This window comes from Streptomyces cucumeris (assembly GCF_024295805.1).
GTDB lineage: Bacteria > Actinomycetota > Actinomycetes > Streptomycetales > Streptomycetaceae > Streptomyces > Streptomyces cucumeris.
In genome coordinates this window covers 411,578-433,401 of record NZ_JANCLX010000001.1, presented here as the reverse complement: position 1 = coordinate 433,401, position 21,824 = coordinate 411,578, and the positions used below count along the sequence as shown (strand labels likewise).

At 72.3% G+C, this 21,824-nt stretch carries 22 protein-coding genes; 6 read left to right on the top strand and 16 right to left on the bottom strand.

Annotation, left to right across the window (positions count from 1 at the left end):
• Positions 1-33: 33 nt before the first annotated feature.
• The 13 genes from NMK44_RS02050 to NMK44_RS01990 form a co-directional block, all read right to left on the bottom strand.
• On the bottom strand, positions 34-681 hold the full coding sequence (locus NMK44_RS02050) for an MBL fold metallo-hydrolase (RefSeq protein ID WP_254737503.1): 648 nt from the start codon (positions 679-681) through the stop codon (positions 34-36).
• 38 nt (positions 682-719) lie between these two features.
• Entirely contained in the window at positions 720-2,033 is a 1,314-nt protein-coding gene (gene pcaDC / locus NMK44_RS02045) for a bifunctional 3-oxoadipate enol-lactonase/4-carboxymuconolactone decarboxylase PcaDC (protein WP_254737501.1), read from the bottom strand.
• A 33-nt stretch (positions 2,034-2,066) separates the two neighbouring features.
• A complete protein-coding gene (locus tag NMK44_RS02040; RefSeq protein ID WP_254737499.1) occupies positions 2,067-2,684 on the bottom strand; it encodes a hypothetical protein in 618 nt (205 codons plus the stop codon).
• Positions 2,681-3,832: an ROK family glucokinase gene (locus NMK44_RS02035; protein WP_254737497.1), complete on the bottom strand. Its 1,152-nt coding sequence runs from the start codon at positions 3,830-3,832 to the stop codon at positions 2,681-2,683. The genes NMK44_RS02040 and NMK44_RS02035 overlap by 4 nt, the downstream gene beginning before the upstream one ends.
• Positions 3,833-4,041: 209 nt before the next feature.
• The gene (locus NMK44_RS02030; protein WP_374215213.1) at positions 4,042-4,872 is read right to left on the bottom strand and encodes an ATP-binding cassette domain-containing protein; all 831 of its coding nucleotides are present in this window, start codon (positions 4,870-4,872) and stop codon (positions 4,042-4,044) included.
• Entirely contained in the window at positions 4,839-5,924 is a 1,086-nt protein-coding gene (locus NMK44_RS02025) for an ABC transporter permease (protein WP_254737493.1), read from the bottom strand. The genes NMK44_RS02030 and NMK44_RS02025 overlap by 34 nt, the downstream gene beginning before the upstream one ends.
• Positions 5,921-6,907: a sugar ABC transporter substrate-binding protein gene (locus tag NMK44_RS02020; protein WP_254737491.1), complete on the bottom strand. Its 987-nt coding sequence runs from the start codon at positions 6,905-6,907 to the stop codon at positions 5,921-5,923. The genes NMK44_RS02025 and NMK44_RS02020 overlap by 4 nt, the downstream gene beginning before the upstream one ends.
• Positions 6,908-7,331: 424 nt before the next feature.
• Positions 7,332-8,096 (bottom strand): GntR family transcriptional regulator, encoded by a 765-nt coding sequence (locus NMK44_RS02015; RefSeq protein ID WP_254737838.1) that lies wholly within the window; start codon positions 8,094-8,096, stop codon positions 7,332-7,334.
• Positions 8,097-8,212: 116 nt separating this feature from the next.
• On the bottom strand, positions 8,213-9,502 hold the full coding sequence (locus NMK44_RS02010; RefSeq protein ID WP_254737489.1) for a cytochrome P450: 1,290 nt from the start codon (positions 9,500-9,502) through the stop codon (positions 8,213-8,215).
• A 91-nt stretch (positions 9,503-9,593) separates the two neighbouring features.
• Positions 9,594-10,418 carry a transporter substrate-binding domain-containing protein gene (locus NMK44_RS02005; RefSeq protein WP_254737487.1) on the bottom strand — a complete coding sequence of 275 codons (825 nt, stop codon included), beginning with the start codon at positions 10,416-10,418 and terminating at the stop codon, positions 9,594-9,596.
• A gap of 133 nt (positions 10,419-10,551) precedes the next feature.
• Positions 10,552-11,205, bottom strand: a complete 654-nt coding sequence (locus NMK44_RS02000; protein WP_254737485.1) for a bifunctional 4-hydroxy-2-oxoglutarate aldolase/2-dehydro-3-deoxy-phosphogluconate aldolase — start codon at positions 11,203-11,205, stop codon at positions 10,552-10,554.
• 224 nt (positions 11,206-11,429) lie between these two features.
• Positions 11,430-12,395 (bottom strand): sugar kinase, encoded by a 966-nt coding sequence (locus NMK44_RS01995; protein WP_254737483.1) that lies wholly within the window; start codon positions 12,393-12,395, stop codon positions 11,430-11,432.
• Positions 12,396-12,615: 220 nt separating this feature from the next.
• Positions 12,616-13,041, bottom strand: coding sequence for a guanyl-specific ribonuclease (locus NMK44_RS01990; protein WP_254737481.1), 426 nt, complete (start codon positions 13,039-13,041; stop codon positions 12,616-12,618).
• Positions 13,042-13,210: 169 nt separating this feature from the next.
• On the opposite strand from NMK44_RS01990, the gene NMK44_RS01985 reads away from it, so the two are divergent.
• The 3 genes from NMK44_RS01985 (at position 13,211) to NMK44_RS01975 (ending at position 15,113) form a co-directional block, all read left to right on the top strand.
• Positions 13,211-13,876 (top strand): helix-turn-helix domain-containing protein, encoded by a 666-nt coding sequence (locus NMK44_RS01985; protein ID WP_254737479.1) that lies wholly within the window; start codon positions 13,211-13,213, stop codon positions 13,874-13,876.
• Positions 13,873-14,061, top strand: a complete 189-nt coding sequence (locus tag NMK44_RS42385) for a DUF6126 family protein (RefSeq protein ID WP_254737477.1) — start codon at positions 13,873-13,875, stop codon at positions 14,059-14,061. The genes NMK44_RS01985 and NMK44_RS42385 overlap by 4 nt, the downstream gene beginning before the upstream one ends.
• 194 nt (positions 14,062-14,255) lie before the next feature.
• Positions 14,256-15,113, top strand: a complete 858-nt coding sequence (locus NMK44_RS01975) for an SCO6745 family protein (protein ID WP_254737475.1) — start codon at positions 14,256-14,258, stop codon at positions 15,111-15,113.
• A gap of 36 nt (positions 15,114-15,149) precedes the next feature.
• Here the strand turns inward: NMK44_RS01975 and alc are convergent, their stop codons facing one another.
• On the bottom strand, positions 15,150-16,295 hold the full coding sequence (gene alc / locus NMK44_RS01970; RefSeq protein WP_254737473.1) for an allantoicase: 1,146 nt from the start codon (positions 16,293-16,295) through the stop codon (positions 15,150-15,152).
• A complete protein-coding gene (gene allB / locus NMK44_RS01965; protein WP_488186206.1) occupies positions 16,292-17,650 on the bottom strand; it encodes an allantoinase AllB in 1,359 nt (452 codons plus the stop codon). The genes alc and allB overlap by 4 nt, the downstream gene beginning before the upstream one ends.
• A gap of 268 nt (positions 17,651-17,918) precedes the next feature.
• Here allB and NMK44_RS01960 point away from each other — a divergent pair, with 268 nt between their 5' ends.
• The gene (locus tag NMK44_RS01960; RefSeq protein ID WP_254737469.1) at positions 17,919-18,704 is read left to right on the top strand and encodes an IclR family transcriptional regulator; all 786 of its coding nucleotides are present in this window, start codon (positions 17,919-17,921) and stop codon (positions 18,702-18,704) included.
• A gap of 40 nt (positions 18,705-18,744) precedes the next feature.
• Here the strand turns inward: NMK44_RS01960 and NMK44_RS01955 are convergent, their stop codons facing one another.
• Positions 18,745-19,044, bottom strand: coding sequence for a DUF5955 family protein (locus NMK44_RS01955; protein ID WP_254737836.1), 300 nt, complete (start codon positions 19,042-19,044; stop codon positions 18,745-18,747).
• A 310-nt stretch (positions 19,045-19,354) separates the two neighbouring features.
• Here NMK44_RS01955 and NMK44_RS01950 point away from each other — a divergent pair, with 310 nt between their 5' ends.
• On the top strand, positions 19,355-19,963 hold the full coding sequence (locus NMK44_RS01950) for a nucleotidyltransferase family protein (protein ID WP_254737467.1): 609 nt from the start codon (positions 19,355-19,357) through the stop codon (positions 19,961-19,963).
• 209 nt (positions 19,964-20,172) lie between these two features.
• On the top strand, positions 20,173-21,792 hold the full coding sequence (gene aceB, locus NMK44_RS01945) for a malate synthase A (RefSeq protein WP_254737465.1): 1,620 nt from the start codon (positions 20,173-20,175) through the stop codon (positions 21,790-21,792).
• Positions 21,793-21,824 lie beyond the last annotated feature (32 nt).

Here is a 21,824-nt window from a genome sequence, read left to right as displayed (position 1 = left end):
GTGGGTCAACCTAACAGCCGGGTCCGACAGCGCTCACAGGGTCAGCGTCTGCCCCGGCGCCAGCCGCAGATGCTCGGTACCGGCGATCCCCGGACCCTCGGGTCCCAGCAGCCGGCCGTAGACCTGCGGGGCCACCTCGGACAGCAGGGCGTCGTGGATGTCGACGGCACGGCGGGGGGCCACGGCCCGGACGTAGTCGAGCACCTCGCTGAACTTGTTCCAGGGGGCGTGCACCGGCAGCAGCAGCGTGTCCAGCCTGCGGCCGGGGGGCACGGTGAGCGCGTCGCCGGGGTGGAAGACGGTGTTGTCCACCACGTAGCCGACGTTGGTGATCCGGGGGATGTCGGGGTGGATGACGGCGTGGAGCTGGCCGTGGACCTCGATCTCGAACCCCGCCGCGGTGAAGGTGTCGCCCTCGCCGATCGTGTGCACCCGGCCGGGGAACGCCGCCGAGATCTGCCCGGCCACACTGGTCAGGGTCCACAGCTCGGCGCCGGGGTTGGCCTCGAGCGCCACCCGCAGCCTTGCCTCGTTGAAGTGGTCGGCGTGTTCATGGGTGACCAGGATCGCGTCCGCGGCCACCGCCGCGTCCTGTTCGCTGAAGGCTCCGGGGTCGATGACGAGCGTCTGCCCGTCCTTCTCCAGCCGGACGCAGGCGTGGCCCTTCTTGGTGAGCTTCATGTGGATCATTCTGCTACCGGGCCGCCCGCGTAAACGGCTCACTCCTCCGGGCTGGTCTCCTCGCGGATGACGCGCTGGGCCACCGCGAAGGCGGCGTTGGCGGCGGGCACCCCGCAGTAGACGCCGGTGTGCAGCAGGACTTCCTTGATCTCGGTGGGGGTGAGCCCGTTGCGCAGCGCGGCGCGGGTGTGGAAGGCCAGTTCATCCAGGTGGCCGCGGGCGACCAGGGCGGTGAGGGTGATCACGGAGCGGGTGCGGCGGTCGATTCCCGGGCGGGTCCACACCTCGCCCCACGCATAGCGGGTGATGAAGTCCTGGAAGTCGCCGGTGAACTCGTCTATCTGTGACTCGGCGCGGTCCACGTGCGCGTCGCCCAGTACCTCGCGGCGCACCTTGATGCCGCGCTCGAAGGCGTCGGTGCGGACGTCCGGCACCGGTTCGGGCGCGGCGGCCCAGCCGATCTCCGCGGCCGGGGTGGCCGTCGGGGTCGTCGTCGGCGTGGCGGGGGGCGCGGGGGTGAGCACCGGCTTGACGGGCGGCGCGGGGATCGCGGTCATCCCGGTGGGGTGGTCCGGGCTCTGCCAGGTGCCGGAGAAGTGGCGGACCAGCAGATCGGTGACGGCCGCCGGCTGCTCCACCGGGGCGAGGTGGGAGGTGCCGGGGACCATGGCGAGCCGGGCGTCGGGGATTCCGGCGACCAGGACGCGGGCGTCGGCGGGCGGGGTCACCTCGTCGTCGGCGCCGACCAGGACCAGGGTGGGGGCGCTGATCAGACCGAGCTCGGCGCGGGCGTCGAATGCGGCGAGCGCCTCGCAGCAGGCGATGTAGCAGCCGGGGTCGGTGGTGCGGACCATCTGGACGGCCCAGTCGACGATGGCGGGCTGGGCGCCCGCGAACGCGGGGGTGAACCAGCGCTCGGGGGTGGCGCGGGCCACCGGGTCGAGACCGTTGGTGCGGACCACCACACCGCGCTGGCGGAAGGAGTCGGCGGTGCCGAAGCGCGGGGAGGCGGAGACGAGGGCGAGCGAGCCCACTCTGAGCGGATGGCGCAGCGCGAGTTCGGCACCGATGGCCCCGCCGAGCGAGCAGCCCGCGTACCCGAACCGGTCGATGCCGATCTGGTCCAGGGTGGCCAGCAGCCGTCCGGCGAGCTCCCGCACGGAGGAGGCGGGGTAGGCCGGTGCGCCGCCGTGGCCGGGCAGGTCGAAACGGAGCACCCGCCAATGGCGGGACAGCTCGGGTATCTGGCGGTCCCACATGTGCCAGGTGGTGCCCAGCGCCGGTCCGAGGACGAGCACGGGCCCGTCCTCGGGTCCGTCGATCCGGTACTGAAGTGTCTTGATCTCGCTCACCCGGAAACGGTATCCGAACGAGGTGGCCGCCCCTTACGGCGTAACCGTGGAGACTACGTAGACCCTCGGGTGACGGGGATTGTCACGATTGACGGTGATCTCCAGCGTGGGCTGGGGGTCCTTCTGTTTGAACACCGTTCCTGACCACTTATCGCCTGAACCAAGCCGCCAGCCGACCTTCTTGGCCTCCTTGGCACTGATGGTCACCTCGCCGTCCTCCAGGGCGGACGGACGGGTGCCGGCCCGGGTCAGAAAGCGGTTCAGACCCTCGGGCGACGTGATGAACTGCACGTAGAGCGAGCTCTCGTCCCAGGAGTTGGTCTCGTAGTAGGCGACGTCCGCGGAGTAGGCCGGGATCGGTACGTCGTATATGCGCCGCTGCACCCGGCTGGGCCAGCCCTCGGTGAGCCCGGTGGCCGAGGCGCTCTCCTCCTTGTTCTCACCGCCCTCCCGGCTCTGGATGGCCGAGATCACGCCGTAGCCCGCGGGGAGCGTGATCAGCAGGAAGACGATCAGGACCTTGAGCCAGCGGCGGCGCGGACGGCCGTCGTCACCACCGGGGGTGCCGGGGCTCTCGGGGGCGCCGCTGCCGCGGTCGGGCGGGGTGGCTCCGGGGTCGTCCTGCGCGGGGCGCTGGTCGGCGGCGTTCATCCGCGGCCCGCCTCTCCCCTGGGCGCCAGCCGCAGCGGTGAGGTCCCGGTGCGCTCATAGCGCTCGACCCGGCGGCGGTTGGCGCGGCGGAAGCGGCGGGCGACCAGCCGGGCGAGGTCGGCGGCGCCCACCATCCCGGCCTCGGGCCCGAGCTGCGCCTTGACGATCCGGGCCTCCGGCCGGTAGCCGCGGCCGGTGAGGGTGCGCCGGAAGGCGTCCCGGGCGGGCCCGATCAGCAGATCGTCGGCGGCGCTGACGCCACCGCCGATGACGAAGCAGGAGGGGTCGAGCGCGGCGGCCAGGTTGGCGATGCCGACGCCGAGCCACTGGCCGATGTCCTGGAGGAGTTCGATGCACATGGCATCGCCGTCACGGGCCAGCTCGGTGATGAGCGGCCCGGTGATCTCCTGGATGTTGCCGCCGACCCGGTCGTTGATGCCGTACGCCACCGGGGACTCGGCGGCGGCCAGCTCACGGGCCTCGCGCACCAGCGCGTTCCCGGAGCTGTACTGCTCCCAGCAGCCGCGGTTGCCGCACGGGCAGCGGTGCCCCGCGGGGACGACCTGCATATGGCCGAACTCGCCCGCGACCCCGTACTTGCCCCGCTTGACCTGGCCGTCCTCCAGGATGGCGCCGCCGATACCGGTACCGAGGGTGATCATGACGAGGTGGTCCTCGCCGCGTCCGGCGCCGAACCGCCACTCGGCCCACGCGGCCGCGTTGGCGTCGTTGTCGACCATGACCGGGACCGCGAGCCGCTCGGCGAGCCGGTCGCGCAGCGGTTCGTTGCGCCAGGACAGATGGGGGGCGAACAGGACGCGGTTGCGGTCGGCGTCCACCCAGCCCGCGGCGCCGATGCCCACCGCGTGCACATCATGCCGGTCGGAGAGGTCCAGGACCAGCTCGGTGATGGTGTCCTCGACGACCTTGGGGCTCTTGGACTTGTCGGGCGTCTCGGTGCGCAGCTTCTCCAGGATGACGCCGTCGGCGTCCACCACCCCGGCCATCACCTTGGTGCCGCCGATGTCGATGCCGACGGTGGGCACCCGGGGCGCGGACAGGTGCGAGCGGCGCTCGCGGGTGCCGACGGTCCGCAGCACGGTGGCGCGGGCCGAGCCCCGGTGCACTCTTTCGCGGTAGATGCTCATCGGCCGCCCCCTTCACCGGTGCGGGGGGTGCGGTCGCTGCGGGTGCGTGCTCGCAAGAGTTCGTCGTCCCTGCGGGGGTCTCGGGAGGCCGGGGGGCCTCGGATACGTGGTTCCGTGGCGGGTGGGGCCCGCCGTGCGATTGTGCCTCACCCGGGGCTCGCACCGCATGGCGGAGTCCCGGGGCAGCGCGCCCCGGGACTCCGTGTCGATCAGCTCGCGGCGGGGCCGGACTCCAGCCGCGCCAGCTCGTGGCTGAGCTGCTCCAGCTCGCTGCCGCCCGCCATCTGGCGGGTGAGCTCGTCCAGGGCGATGCCGTCCTTGGTGTGGCTGCCCGCCATGGCGCCGCGCTTGAGGAGGACGAAGCGGTCACCGACCAGATACGCATGGTGCGGGTTGTGGGTGATCAGCACCACGCCCAGACCCGCGTCCCGGGCGGCGGCGACGTACTTGAGCACCACCCCGGACTGTTTGACGCCCAGCGCCGCCGTCGGCTCGTCCAGCACCAGCACCCTGGCGCCGAAGTGGACGGCGCGGGCGATGGCCACGCACTGCCGCTCACCGCCGGACAGGGTGCCGATGGGCTGGTCCACATCGCGCAGATCGATGCCCATGCGCAGCAGCTCGCTGCGGGTGGTGGCGCGCATCGCGTCCACGTCGAGCCGCCGGAACGGTCCGTATCCCTTGCGCAGCTCGGAGCCGAGGAAGAAGTTCCGCCACACCGGCATCAGCGGGACGACGGCGAGGTCCTGGTAGACCGTGGCGATCCCGCGGTCCAGGGCCTCGCGCGGGGAGCCGAGCCGGGTCTCCTCGCCCTCGATCGCGAAGCTGCCGCCGTCATGCCCGTGCAGTCCGGCGATGATCTTGATGAGGGTGGACTTGCCCGCGCCGTTGTCGCCGAGGACGCAGGTGATCTCCCCGGCGCGCACCTCGAGGGAGACCTCCTCGAGCGCCTTGACGTTGCCGTAGTACTTGCTGACGCCGTTCAGTTCGATCAGCGGTGCCGTGGTCACTTGCTCGCCTCCGCCCGCTTGCGGACCCACCAGTTGAGCAGGGTGGCGAGCAGCAGCATCGCCCCGAGGAAGAACTTGAACCAGTCCGCGCCCCACTGCGCGTAGACGATGCCCTTGTTGGTCATGCCGAAGATGAAGGCGCCGACGGCGGCGCCCACCGCGGAGCCGTAGCCACCGGTGAGCAGACAGCCGCCGATGACGGCCGCGATGATGTAGAGCAGCTCGTTGCCGACACCCTCGCCGGACTGGACCACGTCGTAGTTGAACAGCAGGTGCTGACCGGAGATCCAGGCGGCGAAGGCGACGCCCATATAGAGCCCGATCTTGGTGCGGTTCACGGGGACGCCCACCGCGCGGGCCGCCTCCTTGGCACCGCCCACGGCGAAGATCCAGTTGCCGGCGCGGGTGCGCAGCAGGATCCAGGTGGCCAGTGCGATCAGGGCGAACCACCACAGGACGGTGATCTGGACCTCGACGTCCCCGATGGTCAGATGTGAGGCGAAGACCTTCTGCGCGGCGGGGAAGCCCTCCATGTCGGCGATGGTCTTGGTGGAGACCGTGTCGCTGATCAGCTTGGTGAAGCCGAGGTTGCAGCCCTGGAGGATCAGGAAGGTGGCCAGGGTGATGATGAAGCTCGGCAGGTTGGTGCGCACCAGCAGATAGCCGTTGAAGAAGCCGATGGCGAGGGTGGCCAGCAGGGACACCCCGACACCGACCCAGACGTTCGCCGTCATCTGGTACGAGAACATCGAGGAGATCAGCGCCGAGGAGGTCACCATGACCCCGGTCGACAGATCGAACTCCCCGCCGATCATCAGCAGCGCCACCGGCACCGCCATGATCCCGATGGTCGACGAGGCGTACAGCACGGTGCTGAAGCTGGACCACTGCAGGAACGCGTCGGCGGCGAACGAGAAGAAGACGAAGACGGCGACGGCGCCGACCACCGCGCCCAGCTCCGGACGGCTCGCCAGCCGGCGCGGCAGCGAGGCGCGCACCGTCCGCCGGTCGTCCGGGCGGCCCGGTCCGGCGGGATCACCGCCGGCACCGGCGGTCTTGAGGGGTTGGGCGTCCGTGCTCATCGGGTCCCCCGCTTGGTGTACCCGGCGAGCTCGGCGGCGTCGTCCTTGGTGACGATCTGCGGACCGGTGAGCACCGGCTTGCCGCCGCCGAGGACATCGGCGTTGTAACGGTGGAGCCAGAGCAGGTCCACCGCCTCGTAACCCTGGAGGTACGGCTGCTGGTCGACGGCGAAGCCGAGCGTGCCGTCCTGGAGTGCGGCGGCGACCTTCGCATTGAGGTCGAAGGTGTCGATCTCGGCGTCGCTGCCCGCGCGGTCGGCGGCCTTGGCGGCGGTGTCCGCGAAGGGCGCGCCGAGGGTGACCACGCTGTCGATGTCCTTGTCGGACTGGAGCTTGGCCTCGATGGAGGACTCCACGTCGGGCATGTTGGTGCCCTCCACGTAGATCTTCTCCATCTTTCCGGCAAAGGTGTCGGCGGCGCCGTCGCAGCGCTGCTCATGGCCGACGTTGCCCTGCTCGTGCAGGACGCACAGGGCCTTCTTGCGGCCGCGCTTGTTGAGCTCCTCGCCGACGGCCTCGCCCGCGATGGTCTCGTCCTGGCCGACGTGGGTGAGGGCGCCGAACTTCTTGGACTCACCGGAGCCGGAGTTGACGGTGATCACCGGTATCCCGGCCTTCTGCGCCCGCTTGACCACGGACTTCATGGCGTCGGGCTTGGCGAGCGTGACGATCAGCCCGTCGACCTTCTGGTCGATGTAGGACTGCACGAGCTGGGCCTGTTCCTTGCCCTCCTCGTTGTGGGCGTAGAGGAACTTGATGTTGTCCTTGGCGGCGGCCTGTTTGGCGCCGCTCTGCACGATGTCCCAGAAGGTGTCGCCGTCGCCGGAGTGGGTCACCATGGCGAAGGTCCACTTGGGGGTGTCGACCGCCGCCCGGCCCCCGGCCGCCGCCTGGGCGGCCCGCTCCTCGGCGCGCTTGCCGCCGGTACTGCTGCACCCGGCCAGGCCCGCGCCCAGCGCCGCCGCCACCACGGCGGCGGTCATCGCGCGCACCCCTGTCCGAACCTTCGCCGCCCTCGCCACGTAGCGTCGCCCTTCTCGCCGTCTATTCCGGTGTGCACCGGATGACCCGGTCTGTCCGCTGTCATGATCACGGCCTGGCGCCAGGTGTTCCGGGCTCCGGCCGCCGCCAAGTATCCGTCACCGCCGGCCACCCTGGCCCCTGGGGGCTCAGCGGGCGCCACGGGCGGTGCGTTTCTCCAGCTCGGGGGCGTCTTCGCCGGTCACGGCCGTGGGCCCGACGCCTGGTGCTGGATCCGCCCCCTCCCGGCCGCCCCGATGCGGCTGGGGGACTTGTAGCGGCGGGCGCGGATCGCGTCAAGGCACCGCGCTCCGGGGCCGGTCGAGAACGGGCGGGGAACGGCCGGGGGCGCCGGAGCCTCAGGGGCCTCAGGGGCTTTCAGCGGCCTCAGGGGCGGACGAGCAGCTGGAACTCGAAGGCGTAGCGCGAGGCCCGGTAGATATGCGAGCCGAACTCCACGGCCCGACCGGTGTCGTCGAAGGTCGTACGCTCCATCGTCAGCACCGGCGCGCCCTCCGGCTCGCCGAGCTCCTCCCCCTCCTCGGCTGTGGCCGCGCGGGCGCCGACCGCCTGGCGGGCGCTGTGCAGGGTGATCCCGGCGGCGCGCATCAGCCGGTACAGACCCGTGCCCTCCAGCTCCGCGCTGTCCAGGGTGAACAGCCCCGCGGGGAGCCAGTTGCACAGATGGGCCATGGGCTCGCCATGCGCCAGCCGCAGCCGCTCGATCAGCACCACGTCGGTGCCCTCCGCGAGCCCCAGGGCGGCGGCGACCTCGGCGGTGGCGGGTTCGGTGGTGTTCCGCAGCACCCGGGTGGCCGGGCGCTGCCCGGCGGCCTCCAGGTCGTCGTAGAGGCTGCTCAGCTCCAGCGGGCGCTTGACCTGGCTGTGCACCACCTGAGTGCCCACACCCCGGCGCCGGACCAGCAGCCCCTTGTCGACGAGCGACTGTATGGCCTGGCGGACGGTGGGGCGGGACAGCCCGAGCCGCCCGGCGAGGTCGATCTCATTGCCGAGCAGGCTCCCGGGCGCCAGCCGCCCCTGTTCGATCGCCGCCTCGAGCTGCTGGGACAGCTGGAAGTACAGCGGGACCGGGCTGCTGCGGTCCACGCTGAACTGGAGCTCCGCCGCGCCAGAAGAGTCTTCTCCCTGCATTGCCACGGGCCGAGCGTAGCCGGATGAGCACATGACGGGAAGTCGTGAAGTTCGGTTGTCCGGACAAACGGCGGGGCGACTACGGAGAGAGATCGTTCCTGCCGTCCCGGCGATCGTCAGCGGACGCCGCCGGGGGCCGGGGTGAACTCCACCGGCAGGGCCGACAGCCCGCGCATCCAGGGCGAGGGCCGCCAGACGAGCGCCTTCGCCGACACCGCGAGCCGCAGATCGGGCAGCCGGTCCAGCAGCACCTCGACCCCGGTCCTGGCGATGACCTCGGCGATCTCCTGGGCCGGGTAGGGGCAGCGGTGCGAGCCGTGACCGAAGGAGAGGAACGCGCTGTTGCCCTCGGTGGAGACCCGGCGGTCCGGCCGCACCTCCGGATCGGCGTTGGCGGCGGCGAAGCCGAGCAGCAGCAGATCCCCGGCGCGGATCCGCTGCTCCCCCAGGACGGTGTCCCGGGTGGCCCAGCGGCCCGCGATGTTCTGGGTGGGGGTGTCCTCCCACAGCACCTCGTTCATCGCCCGGGCCACGCTGTGGCGGCCGCCGGAGAGCGAGAGGGCGAACCGCTCGTCGGTGAGCATCAGCCGCAGGGTGTTCCCGATCCAGTCGGCCGTCGACTGGTGACCCGCCCCGAACAGCACCATCAGGTCCTGGATGATCTCCTCGTCGCGCGAGGGGTCCGAGGAGCCGATCATCCGGGAGGCCACATCCGGTCCGGGGACCTCACGCTTGGCGGCCAGCAGCTCCCGCATTCCGGCGCGCAGCGCCTTCTGCCCCGCCAGCGCCTTGCGGCTGCCGTCCACCACCTCGTGGAGCGAGCGCAGCAGCTTCAGCCCCATGGTGTCGGGGAAGCCGAAGATCCGGGCGATGACCAGCGCCGGGAGCAGCACCGCGTACTCCGCGACCAGATCGGCCTCACCCCGTTCGCAGAACGCGTCCACCAGCAGATCCGCGAACTTCTCCGCCTGGTCGCGCAGTTCGTAGGGGTCGACGGCGTCCAGCGCGTTGTTGATGGTCAGCGAACGCTTCCGGTGGACCTCGCCCTCGGTGTAGACCACGGCGGTGTCACCGCGGCCGATCATGGGCAGCAGGGGCCAGTCGTCGGGTATGCGGTCCCAGGCGTTCCAGCCGCTGGAGTCGCGGGTGAACAGGGCCGGATCGCTGGTCAGCTGGCGCAGTTCGCGGTAGCCCAGCACCAGCCAGGCGGGGACCCCGCCCTCGAGCAGCACCGGGGCCACCGCCCCGTGTTCGCGCCGCATATCGGCGTACATCCGTGCCGGGTCGGTCTGGAACCCCGGCCCGCTGAGCGGCCGGGCGCCGGAGCGGGCGGGGCAGCCGGTCGGCGGGGCGGCGGTGCCGGACGTGGTCGCGGCGCTCCCGGAGCGTTCGAGGTGCGCTGTCATCGATCAGTCCTTATGACACTGGGGTGATGTAAACCCGGGTCAATATAGGTCAGTCACGGCAGCGTGGGGAGGCTCGGAGGCAAAGCGGTCGTTATTTCAACCACTCGTCCTCATACCGTTCGTAGGTGCCGTCATGTGTGGCCAGATGGACCCACTGGTCGACGTATTCCCTGAACTGCGTGTCCCCGCGCGGCAGGGCATATGCCTTCTCGGAGAAGGAGAACGGCTTGTCCGGGTGGACGGCGCACAGTTCGGGGTGGATCGCGGACTGGTAGCGGGTCTCGCTCGCGTCCGTCATCATCACATCGGCCCGGCCCTCGATGATCTCGTCGAAGATCGTGGTGTTGTCCGGATGGACGGTGAGGGTGGCCTTCTCGATGTGGGCGCGCGCGAACTGCTCGTTGGTGCCACCGGGGTTGACCACCACCCGCACCCCCGGCCGGTCGATCTCCTCCAGCGTGGTGTACTTCCGCTCGTCCGGACAGCGCACGATCGGCGTCTTGCCGTCGGTGAGGTACGGCTCGCCGAAGGACACCGTACGGGCGCGGGCGAGGGTCACCGACACCCCGCCCATCCCGATGTCGCAGCGCCCGGCGGCCACCTCACCCGTCAGGTCGGCCCAGGTGGTGGCGCGGTACTCCGGGGTGGCGTCAAGGCTCTTGGCCAGATCGCGGGCCATCTTGATGTCGATGCCGGAGTACGCCCCGGTCCTGGGGTCGCGGTGGGTGAAGGGGCGGTAGTCGCCCGTGGTGCACACCCGCAGCACCCCGCGCTCGGGCACCTTGTCCAGCAGGGTGCCGTGCGGACGGGCGCGTTCGGCCGCGGAGGGTGCCGCGGATCCGGCGGCCAGGGCCGAACCCGCGGCGGTGGCGGCGAGCAGGGCGGCGACGGCGGACAGGGTGACGGTGCGTCTCACAGCGGCTCCTGAGCTCCTGAGCACGGGTTCTCCTGGGCACGGGCTCTCCTCGGCAGGGGCGGAGAGCCCGGGGCGCATGATCACAGCGCGCCCAGGGTGGCAGAAGTGGCGGCTCAGGAGAACCCGTTGACCCTCAGTACGGTTCGGGACCGGGGTCGAGCGGCGGGCCCACGTCCGCGAGCCGGGCCAGCAGTTCGGCGACGCGCTTGGCCACGGTGTCCCGGTCGCCCTCGGCCAGCGAGGCGCCCATCCCGCAGGCCACCGCGCCCGCGGCGATCCACTCCGGGGCCTCGGCCACTCCCACCCCGCCCGTGGGGATCACGGCGGCCTGGGGCAGCGCGGCGGTCACGTCCCTGACCCAGCCGGGGCCGTACGCGGAGGCGGGGAACAGCTTGAGGGCGTCCGCGCCCAGCTCCAGCGCGCGCACCGCCTCGGTGGGGGTGGCCACCCCGGGGAAGACGGGCAGTCCGTAGCGGTGGCCGGTGCGGATGACCTCGGCGTCCAGGCTCGGGGAGACCAGGAAGCGGGCGCCCGCGTCGGCCGCCATCCGGGCGGAGGTGGCATCGAGCACCGTGCCCGCGCCGATCACCGCGTCATTGCCCACCTCCCGGATCAGGGTGGTGACCGCCTCCAGGGCGAAGGGCGTGGTCAGCGAGATCTCCAGGCCGGCTATACCGGCGGAGAGCAGGCTGTCCGCAGTGGCCGTGGCACGGTCGTAACTGTCGCTCCGTACGATCGCCAGGACGCGCTGCGCAAGCGCGGCCCGGGTGGTCTCCCAGCGGTACACGGCGGTCGCCGCCTTTCCTCTCCGAGGTGCTGCCAGGGGGTGCCGCGCCGGATTGCCCCGGGGATATGCGGCACGTGCGGTGTGCGGTGGACGGTGTGCGGTGCTGCGACGGGCTCGGGGTGCGGGGACAGCGGAGGTGCGGGGTGGTTCCGTCGGGGTGTCGCGGATGCGGTGTGCTGCGGTGCGGGTGGTGCCGGGACGAGCCTACGGACCGGGCGGGCGGGTCAGCGGTGGACCCCGTCCCCGCCGCCCGCGGCGCGGGCGAGGGCGCGGTCCCGGGCGGCGGCGGTGGGCAGCCCGTCGGTGTCGGTGGCGGCCTGGACCGCGAGGGAGGCCACACAGGCGGCCTCGGCCAGCGCGCGCTGCTCGCGCAGACCCCGCAGCCGGGCCGAGAGATAGCCCGCGGCGAAGGCGTCACCGGCGCCGATCGGATCGACGACCGGCACCGCGTGGGGCTCCTGACGCCAGCTTCCGTCCGCGGTCCGCACGGTGGCCGAGTGGTCCGGGTGCTTGACCACGACTTCCCGGGCGGCGCCGGCCAGCAGCTCCTCCGTGGCCTCGGCCACGGACAAGGAGGTCAGCAGCTCCAACTCGTCCTCCCCCGCGAGGACGATGTCCGCCTCGCGCAGCAACGGGCCCGCCGTCTGGGTCCACTGGGCGGCGCCGCCCAGTTTGTGCCGGACGTTGGGGTCGAAGGAGATCCGGGCCCCGGCCGCGCGAGCCAGCTCCACCAGGCGGCGGCTGGCGGCCGCGGCGGTCGGCGAGAGCATGGGGGTGATCCCGGAGAGGTGCAGCAGCCGGGCGCCCTCGACGGACTCCGGGCGTATCTGCTCGGGGTTGAGCCGGGAGGCGGCCGAACCCATGCGGTAGTACTGCACATCGATGGCGCGGTGCGGATGGCTGTCCCGCATCAGCAGCCCGGTGGGGGCATGGTCGTCCACCATGGCGTGGCCGACGTCCACACAGTCCGCGCGCAGCTCGCGCAGCACCGCCTCGCCCGCCGGATCGGCGCCGACGCGGCCGAGCCAGCGCACGCCGTGGCCGAGCCGGGCAAGGCCCACGGCCACGTTGGACTCCGCCCCCGCCACCGACCGGCGGAAGTGCACGGCACGGTCCAGCGGAACTCCGGGCTCCGCCAGCAGGAGCAACATCGCCTCGCCGCATGTGACCACGTCCGGGCCGTTCGCCACCGGTGCCTCCCCAACACGACCGCTACCACCGAAACGGTATCGGGAGGCGCTGACAAGGGGCCGTGCGGGGTTGGGTACGAGGCGCGGTACGGGCCGCCGGATCGTATGCGACCGGTGCGCCGCGGGAGGCGCGGTGTGTCCCCGTGACACCACGCCGCGCGGCCGCTGCCCTGTTGCCGGGGCAGCGGCCGCGATGTGGGGGGTGGCGGTCTTCTTCGGCTCAGCAGCCGCGGTCCACCAGGTCGAACGACTCGTAGTGGTCAGCGGTGTAGTAGTCCTCGTTGTCCTTTTCACCGGTGACGATGCGACGGGCGCCACGGTCCGGGGAGCCGGGGGTCTCGACCGTGAACTCGTGGTAGTAGCCGGACGACTGGTCCGGGAGGATGCCCTCGCGGTTGTCGAAGACGGTGCCGTCCTGCGGGTACGGGTAGGGGCCGTCCTTCTCGATCAGGTCGAGGGTCTTGTGGGCCTCGTCGGGCAGCTTCGAGTAGCAGATGTCGCCGACATCGGCGGCGACCCGGACCGAGGCGACGACGCTGTGGCCGGCGGGGGCGGCGGTGGCCGTGACGGCCGTTCCGCCGAGCAGCAGCGTCGAGGCGAGGGCGCCGAGTGCACCGATGCGAGCAATCCGTGGGGGGATTTTCATGGCACTAGCATGACGCGCGTAGAGGATGGCATGTCAATGCCAAGTACCCGTAGTTACCGAGGAGTTCACAAGACCTCCGCGAGATGCCGTACCCGGTGAGGAAAATGTAACTTTTGCCTCTCGGGCAAATCTTTTGCCCCAGGGGTGAAGGGCTGGCTATACCGGAGCTATGACTCCGTTCCCCGGCGGGCCCGGTGACCAGCCTCTCGGCGGATCCGGCGACGGACCGCCGACCGAACTGCCCACCGTCGCTCCGCGTCTGCGAGACCTGCGGCGGCGCAGCGGTCTGACCCTGGAGACCGCGGCCCGGCGGGTCGGTCTCTCCCCGGCCCATCTGTCCCGCCTGGAGACCGGGCGGCGGCAGCCGTCGCTGCCCATGCTGCTGGCCTTGGCCCGTACGTACGGCACCACGGTATCCGACCTGCTGGGCGAGGCGCCTCCGGAGCGGGAACCGGTGGTGCGGGCCGACCGGATGGAGCCCCAGGAGGCGGGCGGCTGGACCTACTGGCGGGCCGGGGGTTCGGGCCGGGCCATGCAGGCGCTGCGGGTGCACGTCCCGGAGCGCTCCGGTGCCCAGGACGCCCTGGTGCGGGTCCACCCCGGCGAGGAGTGGCTCTACGTCATCCGGGGGCGGCTGGGGCTGACCCTCGGGGAGACGGTCCACGTCCTCGCCGAGGGCGACGCCGCCCACTTCGACTCCCTCACCCCGCACCGCATCGCCGCCGCCTCGCCCGGCGGCACCGATCTGCTCTTCGTCCACACACTGCTGCAGAGCGGCGCGGCCGAGTTGTGCCTCGGTGACGCCGCCCGCGGAGGAAGGCACGGTACGCCGTGAACGAGACGACCGCCGACCACACCCCCGGAACCGCCGGCACCCCTCCGGCCAGGGCCGCCACCACCCCCGACGAGGAGGACCGGGCGCCCATGACCTTCACCGTCCGGGTCTTCATCTACCTGGTGGGCGTGCACTTCATCGCCGGCTTCCTCTTCCTGCTCTTCTACCTCGCGGGCGCCAAGTAGCCGCGCGGGGAAGGCTTTCCGGTGTCCGGTGCCGGATCCGGCCGGACGGCGGCGTCCGCAGGGGCTCGGCGCCGCCTGCACCGCCACCGTCGCCGCACTGGTCAGGCTGGGGTGGGAACACATACGGCGGGAACACGGACTCCGACCACCGCCCCCGAGCACCGCACCGCCGCAGACCAGAGAGGAGCACGCCGATGGTCGCCACCGCCCCGGCGCGGGCCCGCACCCTGTGGGCCCTGTTCGAGCCGATCCACGCGGTCACCTACTTCGCGCCGGAGGCCCTGACCGCCTACGAGGACGCCGGGCTGCGCGGCTTCTGGCGCGGCTATTTCGCGGGCCGCGCCGCCCCGCTGGGGCCGGTCGGCCCGGAGCCCGTCGTGGCGGCGTTCTTCAGCTTCGCGCCCTCGATGGTCGCGCGCGCCCTGCCCGACGCCTGGGCGGTGGCGCCGCCCGAGCGGGTGCTGGAGGTCCGGCGCGCCGGGGCGGTCGCCGCGCTGCGGCGGCTGCTGGCCGGGCAGGAGGCGGCGGTGGAGCGCGCCGCCGAGGCCCTGGTGCCCCGGTCCGCCGGTCTGGACACCGCGGGCCGGGTGCTCACATCGGCCAACGCGGCGCTGGACTTCCCCGACAAGCCCGTCGAGCGGCTGTGGCACGCCGCCACCCTGCTGCGTGAGCACCGCGGTGACGGTCATGTGGCGGCCCTGGTCGCCGCGGGCCTGGACGGCTGTGAGGCGCTGGGCCTGCGCGCGGGCGCCGATCTGCCGCGGGCCGAACTCCAGCCGTACCGCGGCTGGACCGACCAGGAGTGGGAGGCCGCGCTGACCCGGCTGGCCGACCGCGGGCTGCTGAAACCGGACGGCACCGCCACCGGGAACGGGCGTGAACTGCTGCGCGCGGTGGAGTCCGCCACCGACCGCGCGGCCGAACGCCCCTGGCGGCCGCTGACCGCCGAGGACACCACGGCCCTGACGGCCCTGTTGAAGCCGCTGGCCGCGGCGTGCTCGACGGCGCTGCGCTTCCCCAATCCGATCGGGGTGCCGGAGCCGGGCGCCTGACGTTCCGTCCACCGCCCGGCTGCCGCCCGGCCGCTGTCAGCCGCTCAGCTCCGCATGGCGTCCGGCGAGCGTCCCGGCGCCCCGCTCGGTCAGTTCGCCGTACAGCCGCAGCCGGGCGACCCCGCCGTCCGGGTGGATGTCGATCCGCACATGGGTCACCGGCGGGGCGTCGTCCAGGGACAGCCGGTGGACGGTGTCGGGCTGGAGGCGGGTGCGGGGCAGCAGTTCGGTCCAGCCGGGGGCGGTGTGGTCGGCGGGGTCGGCGCCGGTCGTCGTGTCGAGGCCGTGGAGCGTGGCCCAGCCCGCCGCGTTGCCCTTGTAGCAGCCGGTGTCGATCTCCACGGCGCGGATCCGGGAGTGGCCGGTGAGCCGGTAACGCACCCAGTCATGACCGGTGTCGCGCCGCCGCCGGGTCTCCCAGCCCTCGTCCATCCGCTGGGAGCGGCCGGGCTGGATGGAGTTGGCGGGCGGGGAGAAGAAGCGGTCCGATGCATCCTCGGCCACCCCGCCGTTCTCCAGCGCGGCCAGGTCGAAGACGGAGAGCGCGGTGAGCCAGGCCGGATCGGGGGCGGCCTCGCCGTACACCCGGAGCCGGGCGATCCCGCCGTCGGGGTACTGCGTGAGGCGCAGATGGGTGAAGCGGCGCGGTACGGAGACCTCGAAGCCGTTGGCCGCGTGGCCGCCGACCGGGGTACGCGGGACGAGCACGGTCCACTCCACCCCGTCGGCGAGCAGCTCCTCCGGGGACGGCGCGCCCGGCACGCAGGCCGCCTCGACACCCACCGCCCGCGGGTGGTTGCCGCGGAAGTGGGCGGTGTCGACGACGATGCCGTGGATGACCCCGGGCGCGCCCAGGCGGATCAGCGCCCAGTCGTGGTCGGTGTCGGCGGGGTGCGGGGTGTCGGCGGAGGCGCCGCGCCGCCGCCGGGTCTCCCAGCCGTCCATGACCTTGCCCTTGTGGCCGTAGGTGGCCGGGTCGAAGTGCGGGACCTGGGGTTTGATCAGGTTCTCGCGTTCGGCGAAGAACTCGTCGTTGGCCGCGATGACGCTGCCGCCGAGCCGCCGGTCGGCCAGATCGGTGAGGTGGGTGAAGGGGAAGTCGGCGGAGCGGTAGTCGGCGTAGGGATCGCCGCCGCCGTACGGGTCGGCGTCACCGGTGAAGCGGGGTGTGGGCGCGGTCATGCGCGGGGCTGCCTTTCCAGGAGTCTGCCGGTGGGTTCGGTGGGGGTGCCGTGGTCAGCGATCTTCCGTCCGCGCAGCCAGGTGGACCGTACGACGCCGTGGAGGGTTCTGCCCGCGTAGGCGGTGACCTGGTTGCGGTGGTGCAGGGCTGCGGGGTCGACGGTGAACGTCTCGTCGGGGGCGAGGACCGCGAAGTCGGCGTCGTGGCCGGCCGCGACGGCGCCCTTGCGATGGTCGAGGCCGACCAGGGCGGCGGGCGCCGCGGACATCCAGCGGGCCACGTCGTGGAGGGTGTGGCCGCGGCGGCGGGCCTCGGTCCAGACCGCGGGCAGACCGAGCTGGAGCGAGGAGATCCCGCCCCAGGCCCGGCCGAAGTCGTCGACCTTCAGCTCGGCGGTGCACGGTGAGTGGTCGGAGACGACACAGTCGATGGTGCCGTCGGCCAGCCCCCGCCACAGCGCGTCCTGGTTGGCGGCCTCACGGATGGGCGGACAGCATTTGAACTCGGTGGCGCCGTCCGGGACTTCCTCGGCGGTGAGGGTCAGGAAGTGCGGACAGGTCTCGACGGTGACGCGGACGCCGTCGCGCCGGGCGGCGGCGAGCAGCGGCAGCGCCTCGGCGGAGGAGAGGTGGAGGACATGTACGCGGGCGCGCAGCTCACGCGCCAGCTCCACCAGCCGCTCGATCGCCCGGTTCTCGGCGTCGCGCGGGCGGGAGGCGAGGAACCCGGCATAGGCCGGACCGCTCGGTGCCGGGGCGTCCTCGATGAGGTGCGGGTCCTCGGCGTGCACGATGAGCAGTCCGCCGAAGCCCGCGATGGTGCGCAGGGCGGTGTCCAGACCGGCCGGGGTGAGATGCGGGAACTCATCGACGCCGGAGGGCAGCAGAAAGCATTTGAAGCCCATGACGCCCGCGTCGTGCAGCGGTTCGAGGTCGGCGGCGTTACCGGGCACCGCACCGCCCCAGAAGCCGATGTCCACATGGGCCGCCCGGCGGGCGACGGCCCGCTTGACCTCCAGGGCGTCCACGGTGGTGGTCGGCGGGACGCTGTTGAGCGGCATGTCGACCAGGGTGGTGATCCCGCCCGCGGCGGCCGCGCGGGTGGCCGTGGCGAACCCCTCCCACTCGGTGCGGCCGGGGTCGTTGACATGGACGTGGGTGTCGACGAGACCGGGCAGCAGCACATCGTCCCCGAGGTCCTCGACCCGGGCCCCGGGCGGGTCCGGGGCGTCGTACGGCAGGACGGCGGCGATCGTCCCGGTGGCCACGGACACGGCGACGGACGCCGCGCGCGGCCCTTCCGGGGTGACGACGCGCGTCGAGCGCAGCACCAGTTCGGCTTCCGGATGGGACACCCGCATCCTCCTCGGCTTCCAGGTTCTCCCGGACTCCAAAAATCAACATTCTGTTGAAGCTCGAGTCTTCACCCCGCCACCGGCCCGGTCAAGACCCCGTCCACCGGGGCGCCGCCGGACGCCCGCCGCCCGGGCCGTGACCGGCGCCGACAGCCCGCCAAAGGCACTGTGGGCGCCGGTGCGGCCCGGTAGGCTGCCGGTGGCCGGCCGGCTGCGGATCGTCGCCGCGCACGGCCCGGTACCCGCCGCAGTGAGAGGACACCCCGACGTGCCGTCCGCCGAGCCCAAGACCGCCGCCAGCTCCGGCGGCGTCCAGTCCCTCGAGCGCGCCTTCGATCTGCTGGAGCGGATGGCGGACGCCGGGGGCGAGGTGGGCCTGAGCGAACTCTCCACCAGCAGCGGGCTGCCGCTGCCCACCATCCACCGGCTGATGCGCACCCTGGTGGCCTGCGGCTATGTACGCCAGCAGCCCAACCGGCGCTATGCCCTCGGCCCCCGGCTGATCCGGCTCGGGGAGAGCTCGGCCCGGCTGCTGGGCACCTGGGCGCGGCCGTATCTGGCGCGGCTGGTGGAGGAGACCGGGGAGACCGCCAACATGGCCCTCCTGGACGGCGATGAGGTGGTCTACGTCGCCCAGGTGCCGTCCCGCCATTCGATGCGGATGTTCACCGAGGTCGGGCGGCGGGTGCTGCCGCACACCACGGGCGTCGGCAAGGCACTGCTGGCCGCCGCTCCCCCGGAGGAGGTGCGCGCCCTGCTGGGCCGTACCGGGATGCCGCCGGTGACCCCGCGGACCATCACCACGCCGGACGGCTTCCTGGAGGCGCTGCGCCGGGTGCGCGAGACGGGCTACGCGGTGGACGACAACGAGCAGGAGATGGGGGTGCGCTGTCTCGCGGTGCCGGTGCCCGACTCCCCCACCGCGGCGGCCATCTCGATCTCGGGTCCGGCGGGCCGGGTCACCGAGGAGGCCACGGCCGACATCGTGCCGATCCTCAAGGAGGTCGCGGCCGAGCTGTCCGGCGCGCTGGCCAGCGGCGGCGGCACCGCCTGACGGCGCGGCGGACCCACGGCGCCGACGGCGGGCCCTCGGGTCACTCCCTGCCGCGGCTCCTCGGCACACTGCCGAAGAGATCGATCGCGACCCGGACCCCGCTCAAGGAGGGGCCGAGCGCGCTCACCGAACCCAGCGCGCCCGCGATCAGCAACAGGGAGCGGCGCAGCCGGTGCAGCTCGGGGGCACCGGTGCGGATCATGGCGTCCAGCGCGGCGAGTTCATCGTCCGCGATGGCGCGATCGGGTAATTCGGCCGGATGGGCGGCCAGGTCACGCCTGAGCCGGGCGACGGCGAGGCGCAGCTCGGCCGCTCTCGGGTCTTCGTCGGTGCCGGACACTCGGCTGGCTTCCCTCACCGCGACGTCCTCCACCGACGAGGCATCGGGCGCTTCCCAGAGCTTCACGCCGTCATCGGACAACACTGCCCTTCGCCCCCTCGCACACTGGTGCACGAGCCTGCCCCCTCTCCCTCTCTCCCATACGGCCGCCAGGCATCAGGACCGGACGTAAGCCCGGACACAGGACCGGACACAAGGGGCCGCGGCTCAGTTAACGACACGGTACGCACGCCGCGCCATACGGAGAGCGAAAATCAGACCGGCTTGGATGGATCGTCCACGGCGGCCTCCGGTGAGGTAAGCAGGGCCCATGGATCGCACCTCGACTGACAATGCGCAGGTCGCCGGAGTGCTGCTGGCGGCGGGCGGTGGACGGCGGCTGGGCGGACGGCCGAAGGCCCTGTTGAGGCACCGGGGGCGGCCGCTGGTGGAGCACGCGGCGCGCGCGCTGCGGGAGGGCGGCTGCGCCCCGGTGCACATCGTGCTGGGCGCCGCCGCCGAGGAGGTGCGGGCGCGGGCCGAACTCCCGGGCTGCGTCCTGGTCGACAACCCGGACTGGGCGGGCGGTATGGGCTCCTCGCTGCGGGCCGGGCTGACCTCGCTGGCGGCGAGCGGAGCCTGCGCGGCCCTGGTCACGCTGGTGGACCAGCCGGGGATCGGGGCCGCCGCGGTGGCCCGGCTGCTGACCGCGTACGACGGCCCGGACAGCCTGGCGGCCGCGGAGTACGACGGGGTACGGGGCCATCCGGTGCTCTTCGGGGCGGCCCGGTGGGAGGGCGTGGCGGCGGACGCGGTCGGCGACCGCGGGGCGCGCGGCTATCTGCGGGCGCACGGATCGGCGCTCACGCTCGTGGACTGCTCGGACATCGCTCGACCGGATGACATCGACACGGCCGCGGACTTGACGCTGCTGGAGTGAGCCGGGGGTGGCACCGGGGGCCACGGGAGCCCGATGGGGTGAGGGCGGGCTCGCCCCTCAACAAAAGATTGAAGTTCCACCATGAGGAAATTACTATCCACAGGCCAGAAGGTTTGTGGGACGCCATGCTGCCCGTACGGCGTCGCACCGCCCTTCCCCCATCCCCGGCACCCCGTGCCACGCACCGCCTCCCAAAGGAGTGTCCGCCCATGCCAGCACCAGCGCCGTCCCCGCTGGCCGTCGTCGACACCGAACCTCTGGACCGCCAGGGCGAGGTGCTGACCGACGCGGCCCTGACCTTCCTCGCCGCGCTGCACGACCGCTTCACCCCGCGCCGCGACGACCTGCTCGCCCGCCGCGCGGAACGCCGCGCCGAGATCGCCCGCACCAGCCGTCTGGACTTCCTCCCCGAGACCGCCGCCGTCCGCGAGGACCCCGACTGGCGGGTCGCCCCGGCACCGCCCGCCCTCCAGGACCGCCGGGTGGAGATCACCGGCCCCACCGACCGCAAGATGACCATCAACGCCCTGAACTCCGGGGCGCGGGTCTGGCTCGCCGACTTCGAGGACGCCTCCGCACCCACCTGGGAGAACGTGATCGGCGGTCAGCTCAACCTGATCGACGCCTATGAACGGCGGATCGACTTCACCTCCCCCGAGGGCAAGAGCTACGCCCTGCGCCCGGACGAGGAACTGGCCACCGTGGTTACCCGGCCGCGCGGCTGGCACCTCGACGAGCGCCATCTGCGGGCGTCCGACGGCCGTGCGGTGCCCGGCGCACTGGTCGACTTCGGGCTCTACTTCTTCCACAACGCACAGCGGCTGCTGGACCGCGGCAAGGGCCCGTACTTCTACCTCCCCAAGACCGAATCGCATCGGGAGGCCCGCCTCTGGAACGACGTCTTCGTCTTCGCCCAGGACTACGTGGGCATTCCGCAAGGGACCATCCGCGCCACCGTCCTGATCGAGACAATCACCGCCGCCTACGAGATGGAGGAGATCCTCCACGAGCTGCGCGACCATGCCTCCGGGCTCAACGCGGGCCGCTGGGACTACCTCTTCTCCATCGTCAAGAACTTCCGCGACGGCGGCCCGGACTTCGTCCTCCCCGACCGCAACGCGGTCACCATGACCACCCCGTTCATGCGCGCCTACACCGAACTCCTGGTGCGCACCTGCCACAAGCGCGGCGCCCACGCGATCGGCGGTATGGCCGCGTTCATCCCCAGCCGCCGCGATCCGCAGGTCAACGCGGTCGCCCTGGAGAAGGTCCGGGCCGACAAGGACCGTGAGGCGGCCGACGGTTTCGACGGCTCCTGGGTCGCCCACCCCGATCTGGTGCCGGTGGCCCGCGCCAGCTTCGACGCGGTGCTCGGCGACCGGCAGCACCAGAAGGACCGGCTGCGCGAGGAGGTGCGCGTCACCGCCGCCGAGCTGATCGACATCTCCTCGGTGGGAGCGAAGCCCACGTACGAGGGACTGCGCAACGCCGTCCAGGTCGGGATCCGTTACATCGAGGCATGGCTGCGCGGTCTGGGCGCCGTCGCCATCTTCAACCTGATGGAGGACGCCGCCACCGCCGAGATCTCCCGCTCCCAGATCTGGCAGTGGATCAATGCCGGTGTGGTGTTCGAGAACGGCGAGAAAGCCACGGCTGACCTGGTGCGCAAGGTGGCCGCCGAGGAACTCGCGGCGATCCGCGAGGAGACCGGCCCGCAGGGCTACGCGGCCGGAAAGTGGGATCAGGCCCACGATCTGCTGCTGAAGGTCGCACTCGACGAGGACTTCGCGGAGTTCCTCACCCTGCCCGCGTACGCCCTGCTGGACTGAACCGGGCGGAGCACCGGTTGGAACCGCACCCG

Coding starts and splice junctions, on each gene's coding strand:
- NMK44_RS02040 (WP_254737499.1), bottom strand. CDS start 2,684: ATGAACGCCGCCGACCAGCGCCCCGCGCAGGACGACCCCGGAGCCACC.
- NMK44_RS02010 (WP_254737489.1), bottom strand. CDS start 9,502: ATGACAGCGCACCTCGAACGCTCCGGGAGCGCCGCGACCACGTCCGGC.
- NMK44_RS02025 (WP_254737493.1), bottom strand. CDS start 5,924: ATGAGCACGGACGCCCAACCCCTCAAGACCGCCGGTGCCGGCGGTGAT.
- NMK44_RS01950 (WP_254737467.1), top strand. CDS start 19,355: ATGGATCGCACCTCGACTGACAATGCGCAGGTCGCCGGAGTGCTGCTG.
- NMK44_RS01975 (WP_254737475.1), top strand. CDS start 14,256: ATGGTCGCCACCGCCCCGGCGCGGGCCCGCACCCTGTGGGCCCTGTTC.
- NMK44_RS02035 (WP_254737497.1), bottom strand. CDS start 3,832: ATGAGCATCTACCGCGAAAGAGTGCACCGGGGCTCGGCCCGCGCCACC.
- aceB (WP_254737465.1), top strand. CDS start 20,173: ATGCCAGCACCAGCGCCGTCCCCGCTGGCCGTCGTCGACACCGAACCT.
- NMK44_RS02050 (WP_254737503.1), bottom strand. CDS start 681: ATGAAGCTCACCAAGAAGGGCCACGCCTGCGTCCGGCTGGAGAAGGAC.
- NMK44_RS02020 (WP_254737491.1), bottom strand. CDS start 6,907: ATGACCGCCGCCGTGGTGGCGGCGGCGCTGGGCGCGGGCCTGGCCGGG.
- NMK44_RS01985 (WP_254737479.1), top strand. CDS start 13,211: ATGACTCCGTTCCCCGGCGGGCCCGGTGACCAGCCTCTCGGCGGATCC.
- alc (WP_254737473.1), bottom strand. CDS start 16,295: ATGACCGCGCCCACACCCCGCTTCACCGGTGACGCCGACCCGTACGGC.
- NMK44_RS01990 (WP_254737481.1), bottom strand. CDS start 13,041: ATGAAAATCCCCCCACGGATTGCTCGCATCGGTGCACTCGGCGCCCTC.
- NMK44_RS02015 (WP_254737838.1), bottom strand. CDS start 8,096: ATGCAGGGAGAAGACTCTTCTGGCGCGGCGGAGCTCCAGTTCAGCGTG.